This window comes from Elstera litoralis, from assembly GCF_000963705.1.
Lineage (GTDB): Bacteria > Pseudomonadota > Alphaproteobacteria > Elsterales > Elsteraceae > Elstera > Elstera litoralis.
Genome location: NZ_LAJY01000090.1, coordinates 1 through 11,282, shown reverse-complemented (window position 1 = coordinate 11,282; position 11,282 = coordinate 1). Strand labels below are relative to the sequence as shown.

Sequence of the window (11,282 nt, the reverse complement as noted above, 5' to 3'; positions counted from 1 at the left end):
CCGAGGCCCAGGCTCATGAGGCCGCTGGCGCGCCCGCCGCTGCCCTGGTCGCGGTCGATGATGCTTTAAGCGCCGAGAAGGGCTTCGCACCTGCCCTGCTCGCCAAAGCCCGGCTGCTGCAAACCGAAGGCCGCGCCGACGAAGCCCGCACCTGGGCCGAAAAACACTGGCGCGCGCTCCCGCATCCGGATTTCCTGCCGTTCCTGTTGACCGCCACCGACGCGCTCGGGCGCTATCGACAGGCGGAAAAACTCCTGCGCGCCGCCCATCAGCACCCGGAAGCCGAACTTGCGATGGGCAAGGCCGCCTTCGACGCGCGCCTATGGGGGGAAGCCCGCCGCCATCTCGACCTTGCCCGCGCCGCCCCTGTCACCGAACGGCGCGCGCTTCTGGCGCTGGCCGATCTGGCGGAAGCCGAACATCAGAACCACGCCCAGGCACTGCAATTCCAGGCCGACGCCCAAAGCGCTGCGCCGAACCCCGGCTGGCGTTGCACGGCCTGCGGCACCCCGGCACCCACCTGGGAGCCCGTCTGCCCCGCCTGCGGCCAGATTGGCACAAGCCAATGGGGAACTGGAAMCCGGGGCGACGCTCCCAACCGCCGCCGCCAGCGTTTCCCGCGCTGCTGCCATGAACCCGAGCGCGCGTCTCCCTGGGCGCCTGTTCGTGCTCGGCGGCGCGCGCTCGGGCAAAAGCGCCTATGCGCAGGCGCGCGTCGAAGCCTGGGGCTCCTCGCGCACCTATATCGCCACCGCGCAAGCCTTCGATGCCGAAATGGAGGCGCGCATCACTCAGCACCGCGCCGAACGCGGGCCGGACTGGCGGCTGATCGAAGCGCCGATGGATTTGCCGCGCGCAATTGCGGCGGCGGGGGCCGAGGGGCACCCGATCCTTGTGGACTGCCTCACCCTCTGGGCCAGTAATCTGATTCTGGCCGAGCATAACCCGGAAGAAGAACTCCCCAGCCTCCTCGCAGCGCTTGCCGCCTGCCCCGTGCCCGTGGCCCTCGTTTCGAACGAAGTCGGCCTCGGCATCGTCCCCGATAATGCCCTCGCGCGCCGGTTTCGGGATGCGGTCGGGCGCGTGCATCAGCGCATTGCGGCAGAGGTGGGGGAAGTGGTGTTTATGGTGGCGGGGTTGCCGATGCGGGTGAAGGGCTAAGGTTTCCAAAGGGCGACGGCCCTTTGGTGGGGGTATCGGGGGCAAAGCCCCTGATAGAAAGTTCCCACTCCGCCCGAACCGTTTCGTCCGACTCATCCGCCGGAAGTTCTCCCGCCAGCCGTTCCGGCGCGAGCCGTCCCAGTGCCCAAACCGCCATGCCGCGCACCAGCGGGCTCTCGTCAGTCAGGCGGGCTTCGACAACGGGCACCAGCTCCAACAAGCCGCTATTGCCGATAGCGATGAGCACATTGCGCACAAAACGCGCCCGGCCCGTGCGCTTGATCGGCGAGCCTGCGAACAGCGCCCGAAACGCAGCATCGTCCAGTTCGGCCAATTCGGCGAGGCGCGGCGCGGTCAGTTCGATACGGGGGAAGAAGGCCGCCTCCCGCGTTTTTTGTGCGAATTTGTTCCACGGGCAGACGGCGAGGCAATCGTCGCAGCCGTAGATGCGGTTGCCCATCAGCGGGCGCAGGTCCGCCGGGATGACGCCTTATGCTCGATGGTGAGATAGGCGATACAGCGGCGCGCGTCCAACTGATAGGGGGCCGGGAAGGCCGCCGTTGGGCAGGCGGTGAGGCAGCGGGAGCAGCGCCCGCAATGGTCGGGCTCGGGGGTGTCCGGCGCAAGATCGACCGAGAGGAAGAGTTCGCCCAGCAGCAGCCAGGAGCCGAAGCTCCGGCTGACCATATTCGTATGCTTGCCCTGCCAGCCGAGCCCCGCTTGCACGGCCAGCGGCTTTTCCATCACCGGGGCGGTATCGACGAAGAGTTTCACGTCGCACCCGAGCCCCAACCGCGCGGCTTCCGCCACCGCCTTGCCCGCGAGGGCGCGCAGGCGGGCTTTCATCAGATCGTGATAATCCTTATTGCGCGCATAAACCGAAATCGCGCCGCGCTCAGGCCTGTCCAGCAGGGCCAAAGGATCGTGCCCCGGCGCATAATTCTGCCCGACGACGAGCACCGAGCGCGCCTCCGGCCAGAGAGTTTGCGGATCTTCGCGCCGGTCGGCGTGGGTCTCCATCCAACCCATATCGCCGTGACGGCCCTCGGCGAGAAAGTCCCGCAAGGCGTCCGCCGCGCGCGACGGCACCGAGGCGGGGGCGAAACCCACCGCATCGAAGCCCTCGGCCAGCGCCGCATCGCGCAGAAAGGCGCGGAAGCTTTCCTTAGGGTATGGTGAGGGTTGCAATGAAGTCGCTCAGGCTCTTATTGGCGGCGTCCGCCGCTTTGCTTGCCGCGTCAATCGCCTTGCGCTGTTCGACCAAAAGATCTTCCGCCGCGCCGAGATCTTTCATATAGCGGCGGGCCAGATCGGAACTCGCCGGAACGGCTTGCAAGCTTTCCCGCAGGCGCTTTTGCTCCAACTCCGTCGCAGCCCGGGTCTGTACTGCCGCTTTGCGATCTTGCTCGTGACTCGCCGCAACGGCTTTCAACTGCGCGAGTTTGTCGAGCGCGGCGACAACAGACGGGGAAAAGCCCGTCCCTTGGGCCTGAAATAAGGCCCAATCAACCTGTGCCAAGCGCAGATTGATTTGAGCCGAGCTTTGGCGCTGGGTCACAACCTCCAACCGCCGCTCGGCACCATTTGGCACCGTGAATCGGAAGGTTTGCCCACTCTCCCGAACATTCTCCTTCGGCGCGACCAGCGTTACCCCGGTAAGGCGCGGATGATCGATCAAGAGCGGGCGGGTATCCGTTTCCGGCAGAACGGCGCGGTATGTGGTCCGAACTTCCAGAGTTTCGTTGCGAACGGCAACCCCGTTAGCCACCGTCAAGCCGGTAAACTCGGTTGTCGTTTGCTCTTCGCGCGTCAGCCGCGCCTGGGCGTCGCGGGCATAGGCGATGAAGCGGCTCTCACCTTTCGGGAGCAAATCCAGCCGACCATCGCCGACAAATCCGCGCGCGCCTTCGTACAAGGCCACCGCGCCGGGGGGGAGACTGCTCTCGCTGGCGTTGGTTACGTCGACCGCCGCCTGCAACGCCGCTTCTCTGCCTTTTCCGTCCCAGACCAAAACCTGTTGGGCCGGAACAACGCGGTCCACGATCGGAACCGAAAGCGACTGCCCCGCCGCAACGGAAATGGTTTGTGGGAGCGTGAGATTGATTTGTGTGAGCGTTTCATCGACCGACGCCGCGCTCACTTGCGCCATTGTGCGGGGTTGTTCCTCGGGGCGGGAGGGACTCGCCAACAAGCTATAGCTGATGGTATCCGACGAGCCGAGAGGGGCCGGAATTGCCATTGGGGCCGCGCGCCGAGGGAGTTCCGCTTTTGCCGCCATCTCGACCGCCCCCTGATCCGCCTCCAACGGCCTTACCTTAGCCACCGTCAACGGCACCTCCGGGCGATCCACCCAGGTCGAGGCGTAGAGCGGTTGGCGGAACGTCACCGGCTGGCCGGACGACAGCGTGAGGCGGATATTCTTCCAATCCTTCCCCGTGCGGTTTTCCAGCACGGCCCAGCCTTGCAGGCGCGCGGTTTTACCATCCGGGGCGAGGTCGAGCCGGTAGGTAGCTTTCCACACCGGGGCGGCCACCACATAGGCGAGTTTCGCCACCCGCTCGCCTTGGCCCGCAACGGAAATCGACAGCGTGCGTGCGCTGCGGTCGCGGCCTTCGGCGAGGCTGGCGAGCGCCCGGTCGAGCCGCGCTTGCAGAGCTTTATCGGCGAGGCGAACGGTCGCGCCCGGCTCCAGCACGGCCTCGGTCAGTCCGGTTTCGGTGAGCAGTGAGAGAATCAGGCGGCGCACCGGCTCGGGCCGATCCTTGCCCTGGGCCTCCTCGCGCTCGACGACGGCCATCAAGCGGCCCTTCTGCGAGCGCAGGGTGTTATCAATCTCGATCGACTGGCCGACGAGGGCTTGCAGCAGCGCCGAGGTGCTGGTGAGGGCTTCGGGGGGCACCGGGAGATCGGCGAGCGCGCTATCGTCGCTGCTGCCCGCCAGCGTCACCCGCTGCACCGCCCCCGCCGGATCGAGCACGATCAGGCTTTTCAGCACGTCATCGACCTGGCTGAAGGGCACCGTGAGGTCGAGCGTATCGTCGCCCTTCACTTTGGCTTCCTGCTCGACCGTGGCGACGCCCGCTTGGGTGAGCAAAACCGCCGTTACCTGCGGCTCGACGGCCCAGACGGGAAAACTCAGCACCAGGGCGGGGACGAGCAGCAAGGAGGGGCGCATAGAAACTCTCCGGTTGAAATAGGCTCTGCGGGGATTACATCGGGATTGCGGCAAGACTGCGATTGGGGGCAGGCTGATGCCGCTCTTTTTAAGGCACCGGATACCATGATTCCCGCTTTCTACAATGATCTGATGCTTACCGAAACCGAAGCGTGGCGACGGCTGACTCTCGGGGCCTCAGATCGTACCTGTCCCTTTCATCTGATGCAGCTTGCCAGCCTACGCCACGATGCCTCGGGCAGCCTTGAACCGCAGGTGCGAACTGTGGTTTTGCGCGGGGTCGAGGCCGCCGAAAAACGCCTGCGCTTTCATACCGACGCGCGCTCGCCGAAAGTGACGGAACTCACGGCGTGCCCGCGCGTACAAGCGCTGTTGTACGATCCGGCCCAAAAGATCCAACTGCGCTTGAGCGCCACCGCCGCCCCGGCCTCCGACGCTTTACGCGCCGAAGCCTGGGCTGCAACCGGGCGCTTGGGCCGGGAATGCTATGCGGTTGTCGCAGCCCCCAGTGCGCCGCAAACGACCCCCGCAGCGCCCTTCGCCGCCGAAGCCGATCCCACAGTCTTTCTGCCGATTATCTTAACCGTCACGGCCCTGGACTGGCTTTATTTGGCGAGCGAGGGCCACCGGCGGGCGTTTTTCACCTATGGGCCAGACGGCCGCCTGAACGCCGCAACGTGGCGGGTTCCTTAAACCATGACCACTCTGCGACTTCACCCGGCGTCAGACGCCGATTTTGCCTGGCTGCTCGCCCCGGACACAGCCCATCCCGACCAGTTAACGCTCCCGCCCGGCGCGTTTGAAACCGCATCGATCCTCCGCCGTCTCCGGGTGATTGCACTGAATATGCGCACTCATCATCCCCCCGGCGCGTGGCTGATGGTGCGGGGCCGCGAGATTATCGGCTGATCGGCTATAAGCTGCCCCCGGACTCCGAAGGCCGCATCGAAATCGGCTATGGCGTCGCGGGCCGTCGCCGTCGGCAGGGGCTTGGCACCCAGGCCGTCGCCGCTCTGGTCCGCGAGGCCAAGGCGGATGCTAAAATCCGCCTGCTCTATGCCGAAACCGCCGTGATGAATGAACCGTCGCAGAAAATTCTGCGCGCGAATGGCTTTCACCAAAGCGCCACCCGCCAGGATGCGGCGGATGGCGCGTTGCTGTGCTGGTCACGTTCCGTCTAAAGCCGGGTTCGGTATATCGCCCTAAGACGCGATTTCCCGCGCCGATAGAAGCCCCGCCCCGGCGATGGATACCGAGGCGCGGCTCTAGCTCAGTATTTTTTTCAGTGGTTTGATCCGCGACAGCAGCAGCATATCGAGCGCCAATACGCTCATCAGCACGGCCCCAGACAGCGGGAAAAGAAGCCCGGCGGCGAGCATCACAATCGCGCCGGTCTTCCACAGCGGCATATTGGCCATCGCGCGCGGGGCCACCAGCCGACCGGCACCCTGGGGACGCCGTAGCCACCACATTGTTATGCCGCTAACCGACATCAGAATGATCGACAGGCAGAAGATCGTGACCAGCGCGATATTCCAAACGCCCATATCGCCCTCATGAAAGGCAATCCCCACGGCCATCGCCTTGCCCGCCAGCCCATAGGCGGCGAAATCAATATCCGCCAGCAGTTTGCCGGTGAAGCGATCGAGATGAACCGTGCGGTCCGAGGTCGGATCGGCGCTATCATTGCTCATTGTATCGCGTGAGATCGTCCAAACGCCCTTATCGCCTTTGGGGAAGGCGAGTTGGAAGCGCCCGTCGAACCCCTGTGCCCGCGCGAACGCCACAACGCTATCGAGCGTTACCGGCGTGCCCGGCGCGATCCCGAGTGCCCCAGCGGCGGAGCCCGAGGCGGGCATTGGCGTTTGCTCCAGCGTCCAAGGCACTTCCTTAACGCCGCCATGATTCATGCTGGCGTGGGTTTCGTCGGAGAGAGGAACATTGTCCCATTTTTCGGCGGGAAACGTACTCCAGGCTTGGGTGAATCTTTCACCCCAGACGCCCGCCCACGTGAGGCCTGTGAGCAAGAATATCGTGAGGATCAGCGCCGCATAGGCCCCAATGGAGATGTGCAAAGATTTCCAAAAAGCGCGCCCCCCGCGCCGCAAGATCGGGCACCAGAACCGCCCGGAAACTCTGCCCGCCGCGCGGCCAAGCCATATAGACGCCGGTAACGATCAAGACAATGCCGAACCCGGCAGCCACTTCGATCAGCACATCCCCGACATCACCGAGAAAGAGCGTTCCGTGAATTTTATTGGCGAGGTCATAAACTCCGGAACGCCGGTCCCAGTGGCCCAGCATCGCGCCGGTATAGGGATCGACGGCGACCATTTGCGGGCCGCCTGCACCATTCACGCGAAACACCGCCGGTTGGTCCGCTGTGCGCGGCGCGATGTACTGAACCGCCTGACCGCCCGAAACGGCGGCTTCGGCAGTAGCGGCCTGCGCTGAGACGGCAACATTGGTTGATTGCGGCGCAACCGCATAGCGTTTTTCGCCGTCGCGACCAACCAGGACCGACGACCACAGCATCAGCAGCCCTGTTACGGCGAGCATGATGAGGAAGGGGGCGACATAGAGCCCGGCATAAAAATGCCAACGCCAGGCGGTTGCATAGAAGCGTCGTTCTTCGGAGGGGGTAGTCACGGCTATTTCCTTTCTCTAGGGGTGGGTGGCAGGATGCGTGCCCCTGGCCACAAGCGACGGGCGGTCGCCGCCCGCAGCGGCTTCCAGGGTTTTCAGGTTTTTGATGAGGATGATTTCCGGCGTATCGAAGCCGATAATCTCCTGCCGTTTCAGCGCATTGAGACAGCGGCTGACGGTTTCCCCGGTCAGCCCCATCCAATCGGCCAGATCGTTCCGGGTCAGGTGTAGGCGGAAAATTACCTCGGCATAGGCGAGGCCCCGCACCCGCGCGCCGAATTGATCGGCAAGATCGAGCACGGCATAGGCGACCCGCTCCAGCGCGGTTTTTCGGCCCAGCAAGGTCGCGTGATGCTGGGCGCGGCGCAACATTAGAAGGACTGCCTCCACCAACTCGCTACTGGCGAGCGGATCGAGCAGTTTGCGGCGCTCAAGATGGGTTGGGCTTAGGGTTTCCGCCGTGCTATCGGCAACATCCGTGACGCTGGCGTGCAACAGGCGACCCGGCCCAAGGATATCGAGAATTTGCCGCCGCCCATCGGCCAGCATCTGCGAGACCATGACGCAGCCACTGAGGATACGAAACGCATCGGCTGTGTCGGCGGGGCGCACGGGCAGAATCGTTCCCGGCGCGAGACGTACCCGGCGGGCGGCGTTGATATTACGGTGGGGGCTCGTACGGCAGATTACCCGCCGCTCTATACGGGGGAGCCCGGAACTCGTGAGACTATGCATGGGAACCCATCCGGCTTAGCGCCGGTGGTTCCCCTGCATCTTAAAGGGGAGGCAACCGGCGCACGATAGCATTAGGCGCGCCGGAAAACCGACGCACCGCTCAAGCGATCGTGATGGCCGGGGGGCCGATGGGCGGGGCTTGCGGTGGAAAAAACTGCCGATAGAAGGCTTCAGGCCGCTGGTGCTGCGCCGTCGCGATCTGTCGGACGGGCGGTATCGCCGCAAGGTCGGCGTGCCCTGGGCCGGTTAAAAAACCCGTGCCGCCGAGCAAACAAAGGTCGCATTGATGCGCGGCCATTGTTTTGTCGGTGGTGCCATCATCGGAATCGCCGGGCAGGCAGAGCGGCGGCAGTGAGCCGTCCGGTAAGGTATAGAGGCTTAAGTCACCTGCCCGATTTTGCGATTGAAACGCCGGTAGCGATTTCGCAAATCCCCCCCAAAGCACCGCCACGGCGCACAGAAGGCGCATCAGCGTTGCAAGCATGGGCGTAAGGCGATCCATGACACGGGTTTACCCGCAATCTCGGATAACCGCAAACCCGATGGTGGGGCGTCGTCCTAAAACACAAAAAACCCCGCATTTCTGCGGGGTTTTTGAGGATTGGTGCCCAGAAGAAGACTCGAACTTCCACGCCTTGCGGCACAGGTACCTGAAACCTGCGCGTCTACCAATTCCGCCATCTGGGCGCCGTGGGAGAGTTTCTATAAACCTTGAGGCCCGCTGTCAACTGAGTGTCATGAAATAATTCGTCAGGCTTGCGTATCAACCGATCCGAGGTCAACCCATTTTGACGAGGGCGACGCCCCTAGCCGAGAGCCGCGCCCAGGCGGCGGCGAGCGAGCCGTTGATGTCGATGGCGCGGCAAGCGTCTTGGAAGACGCGCACGCGGAAACCCTGGCGCGCGGCGTCCTCGGCGCTCCAGGCCACGCAGAAATCGGTCGCAAGGCCGACGCAATCGACAAAGCGCACCTCTCGGTCGCGCAGATAGGCACCCAGGCCGGTCACGGTGCCATCGGCTTCGGCGAAAGCCGAGTAGCTATCGACGCCCGCGCGGAACCCCTTGCGCAGAATCAAAGCCGCGTGGGGAATCGAGAGATTGGGGTGAAACTCGGCCCCTGGCGTGCCTTGAACGCAATGGTCCGGCCAGAGGGTTTGTAGGCCATAACGAAAATCCACTTCCTCGAACGGCACGCGCCCCGGATGCTGGCTGGCGAAAGATTGGTGATTGGGCGGGTGCCAATCCTGTGTGAGCACGACAAGATCGTAATTCTGCGCCAGCCGATTGATCGGCCCAACTACGGCATCGCCATCGGGAACCGCCAGCGCGCCGCCCTTACAGAAATCGCGCTGAACGTCGGTCACGAGCAGAACGCGGCCAATGTTCTCCATGTCTATTGCCCTAATCCCAGAACATCGACCATCGAATAGCGCCCCGGCGCGCGCCCGGCGCACCATTGGGCGGCGCGCACGGCCCCGACCGCGTAGATATCCCGGCTTTGCGCCTTATGGGTCAACTCGATCCGCTCGCCCTGCCCCGCGAAAACAACCGTATGGTCGCCGATCACATCGCCGCCGCGTAAGGTGGCAAAGCCGATATCCCCAACCGGGCGCGGCCCCGTATAGCCGTCGCGGCTGCGAATGGCGTGATCGGCAAGATCGAGCCCGCGCCCGCGCGCCGCCGCTTCCCCGAGGGCAAGGGCCGTGCCGGAGGGCGCATCGACCTTATGGCGGTGGTGCATCTCAACAATCTCGATATCCCAATCGGCTTCGAGACTGCGCGCGACCCGCTCCACGAGTTCGGTGAGCAGCACGACGCCGAGGCTCATGTTCGGCGCTTTCAGGATCGGCACTGAGAGGGCGGCGACGGCCAGCGCCTCTTCCGCCGCCTCATCAAGCCCGGTCGTGCCCAGGATCAAGGCGGTCTGATGCTGCGCGGCGAGCCCCGCGTGCAAGGGTGTTGCGGCGGGCGAGGTGAAATCGATCACTGCGTCTGCGGCGGCGAAGAGCGCGTTGGTATCGACCGTCACCGCCACGCCGAGCGGGCCGAGCCCCGCCAGCAGCCCGGCATCTTGCCCAACGGCAGCGGCCCCGTCGCGGTCGGTCACGCCGGCCAAGGAAACCCCTTCGGTGCGGGCAACTTGCCGGATCAGCATCTGCCCCATGCGTCCGCCGCCGCCAACAATACCGATCTTCATCAGAGTCTCCCGTTCTTCGCGCGTTATTACGGATAAAGGGGACGCAGTTACTTCCCCTGTCAAGACTTCTCGCCCTTCCGGTGCCACCGCGTTAGGCTGCGCGCACTCTATTGTCTTTCCGAGGTGTTTACCGTGCGTAAAGATCGTTCCGCTCCCATCGGTACTGTCACCGCTCTTTGGCTCGAGTCGCGCGCCGTTCAGGGCTCGCTCACGGGGGAGGAGACCCGGCGGCGGATTGATCTCTATGTGCCGCACGGCCAGACCGGCGCCGGTCTGCCGCTCCTGGTCGATCTCGTCGGCTTCACGGCGGGCGGCCCGGCCCACACCAATTGGAAGAACCACGGCGAAAGCCTGCCCGAACGCCTGGATCGGCTCATCCACACGGGCGCGATGCCGCCGGTGGCGGTGGCTTTTCCCGATTGCTTCACGCGGCTCGGCGGCAATCAATATGTGGATTCGGTGGCCCTGGGCGCGTGGGAACAGTTCCTCATCGCCGAAATGCTACCGTTCTTGGAAGAGCAGTTCGGTTGCGGTGGCCCCGGCAAGCGCGGCGTTTTCGGCAAATCCAGCGGCGGTTACGGCGCGATCTATCACGCGCTCAAGCACGGCGGCAGCGTGTGGAATGCCGCCGCCTGCCATTCGGGCGATATGGGTTTCGAGCTGATCTATCGGCACGAGTTCCCCGCCGTCTTGCGCACTTTGGGCAAATACGGCGGCAGTATTTCGGCGTTCTTGGAGCATTTCCACACCACGCTCAAAACCCGCGACGAGGATTGGATGACGATCATGCTGCTGGCCCAGGCCGCCAGCTTCGATCCCGATCCCGCCGCGCCCTGGGGCCTGCGGTTGCCGGTCGATCCCTATACCTGCGAGCTTATCCCGGAGCGGTGGGCCAACTGGCTCGCTTGCGATCCGCTCACCCTCGCGCCAAAACATTTGGCCAATCTGCGCGCGCTCAAAAGCCTGTTCATCGATTGCGGCGACCTCGACCAATATAACCTCGTCTATGGCGCGCGGCGGATGCACCAGTTACTGACGGCGAATGCCGTGCCCCACGCGTATCAAGAGTTCCCGGACAATCATTCGAGCATCGATTACCGCATGGACGTGAGCCTGCCGATTTTGGCGAAGGCGCTGGTGGGGTAGGCAGGTGGAGCCTAATTAGGTATGCTTAACAGATGTGCGGAGGATGCCATGTCTGATGAAGCCGAAAATCTTGTTCTCGTTTATCTACGTCGTCTCGATACCAAGGTCGATGCGATCAAGGACGATTTGCAGGATGTAAAAGCTCGGCTGAATCGGGTGGAAAATTCCCTGATAACGATGCGCCGTGAGCAAACCAACGACGCTGAGGGGGTGGCGCATCTTG

At 64.0% G+C, this 11,282-nt stretch carries 14 protein-coding genes, 1 tRNA gene and 1 pseudogene; 5 read left to right on the top strand and 11 right to left on the bottom strand.

Features of this window, described 5'->3' with window-relative positions; genetic code table 11:
- Positions 1–65: 65 nt before the first annotated feature.
- Together VZ95_RS04645 and VZ95_RS23850 are read right to left on the bottom strand one after the other, a co-directional pair.
- Entirely contained in the window at positions 66–275 is a 210-nt protein-coding gene (locus VZ95_RS04645; protein ID WP_198148089.1) for a hypothetical protein, read from the bottom strand.
- 45 nt (positions 276–320) lie between these two features.
- Entirely contained in the window at positions 321–632 is a 312-nt protein-coding gene (locus tag VZ95_RS23850) for a hypothetical protein (protein ID WP_156995054.1), read from the bottom strand.
- Here VZ95_RS23850 and cobU point away from each other — a divergent pair.
- Positions 631–1,161: a bifunctional adenosylcobinamide kinase/adenosylcobinamide-phosphate guanylyltransferase gene (cobU, locus tag VZ95_RS04635; RefSeq protein WP_045774836.1), complete on the top strand. Its 531-nt coding sequence runs from the start codon at positions 631–633 to the stop codon at positions 1,159–1,161. The two genes, VZ95_RS23850 and cobU, sit on opposite strands and share 2 nt — an antisense overlap.
- On the opposite strand, the gene VZ95_RS29635 is transcribed toward cobU, so the two are convergent.
- Genes VZ95_RS29635 through VZ95_RS04625 form a run of 3 tightly spaced genes read right to left on the bottom strand, consistent with a single transcriptional unit; the run spans position 1,124 to position 4,336 of the window.
- A complete protein-coding gene (locus VZ95_RS29635; protein ID WP_456297675.1) occupies positions 1,124–1,621 on the bottom strand; it encodes an epoxyqueuosine reductase in 498 nt (165 codons plus the stop codon). The genes cobU and VZ95_RS29635 overlap by 38 nt on opposite strands.
- Positions 1,621–2,349: a tRNA epoxyqueuosine(34) reductase QueG gene (queG, locus tag VZ95_RS29630; protein WP_456297674.1), complete on the bottom strand. Its 729-nt coding sequence runs from the start codon at positions 2,347–2,349 to the stop codon at positions 1,621–1,623. The genes VZ95_RS29635 and queG overlap by 1 nt, the downstream gene beginning before the upstream one ends.
- The gene (locus tag VZ95_RS04625) at positions 2,327–4,336 is read right to left on the bottom strand and encodes a DUF4139 domain-containing protein (RefSeq protein WP_045774832.1); all 2,010 of its coding nucleotides are present in this window, start codon (positions 4,334–4,336) and stop codon (positions 2,327–2,329) included. Before VZ95_RS04625 ends, queG begins: the two co-directional genes overlap by 23 nt.
- Before the next feature lie 105 nt (positions 4,337–4,441).
- On the opposite strand from VZ95_RS04625, the gene VZ95_RS04620 reads away from it, so the two are divergent.
- Genes VZ95_RS04620 through VZ95_RS21580 form a run of 3 tightly spaced genes read left to right on the top strand, consistent with a single transcriptional unit; the run spans position 4,442 to position 5,517 of the window.
- Positions 4,442–5,029 (top strand): PNPOx family protein, encoded by a 588-nt coding sequence (locus VZ95_RS04620; protein WP_045774835.1) that lies wholly within the window; start codon positions 4,442–4,444, stop codon positions 5,027–5,029.
- A 3-nt stretch (positions 5,030–5,032) separates the two neighbouring features.
- The gene (locus VZ95_RS21585; protein ID WP_052711482.1) at positions 5,033–5,245 is read left to right on the top strand and encodes a hypothetical protein; all 213 of its coding nucleotides are present in this window, start codon (positions 5,033–5,035) and stop codon (positions 5,243–5,245) included.
- Positions 5,209–5,517: a GNAT family N-acetyltransferase gene (locus VZ95_RS21580; protein WP_052711481.1), complete on the top strand. Its 309-nt coding sequence runs from the start codon at positions 5,209–5,211 to the stop codon at positions 5,515–5,517. Before VZ95_RS21585 ends, VZ95_RS21580 begins: the two co-directional genes overlap by 37 nt.
- Positions 5,518–5,601: 84 nt before the next feature.
- On the opposite strand, the pseudogene VZ95_RS28500 reads toward VZ95_RS21580, so the two are convergent.
- The 6 genes and pseudogenes from VZ95_RS28500 to dapB form a co-directional block, all read right to left on the bottom strand.
- Positions 5,602–6,895, bottom strand: a pseudogene (locus VZ95_RS28500) (PepSY-associated TM helix domain-containing protein).
- A gap of 105 nt (positions 6,896–7,000) precedes the next feature.
- Positions 7,001–7,717 (bottom strand): helix-turn-helix domain-containing protein, encoded by a 717-nt coding sequence (locus VZ95_RS04605; protein WP_084627573.1) that lies wholly within the window; start codon positions 7,715–7,717, stop codon positions 7,001–7,003.
- A 100-nt stretch (positions 7,718–7,817) separates the two neighbouring features.
- Positions 7,818–8,201 carry a hypothetical protein gene (locus VZ95_RS04600; RefSeq protein ID WP_232302476.1) on the bottom strand — a complete coding sequence of 128 codons (384 nt, stop codon included), beginning with the start codon at positions 8,199–8,201 and terminating at the stop codon, positions 7,818–7,820.
- A gap of 118 nt (positions 8,202–8,319) precedes the next feature.
- Positions 8,320–8,404 (bottom strand) — tRNA-Leu (locus tag VZ95_RS04595).
- A gap of 91 nt (positions 8,405–8,495) precedes the next feature.
- On the bottom strand, positions 8,496–9,107 hold the full coding sequence (gene pncA, locus VZ95_RS04590) for a bifunctional nicotinamidase/pyrazinamidase (protein ID WP_045774829.1): 612 nt from the start codon (positions 9,105–9,107) through the stop codon (positions 8,496–8,498).
- Positions 9,108–9,109: 2 nt separating this feature from the next.
- Positions 9,110–9,913, bottom strand: a complete 804-nt coding sequence (gene dapB, locus VZ95_RS04585; RefSeq protein ID WP_045774828.1) for a 4-hydroxy-tetrahydrodipicolinate reductase — start codon at positions 9,911–9,913, stop codon at positions 9,110–9,112.
- Between the two features lie 132 nt (positions 9,914–10,045).
- Between dapB and VZ95_RS04580 the strand changes: the two genes are divergently transcribed.
- Positions 10,046–11,059, top strand: a complete 1,014-nt coding sequence (locus VZ95_RS04580; protein ID WP_045774834.1) for an alpha/beta hydrolase — start codon at positions 10,046–10,048, stop codon at positions 11,057–11,059.
- The last annotated feature ends 223 nt before the right edge of the window (positions 11,060–11,282 follow it).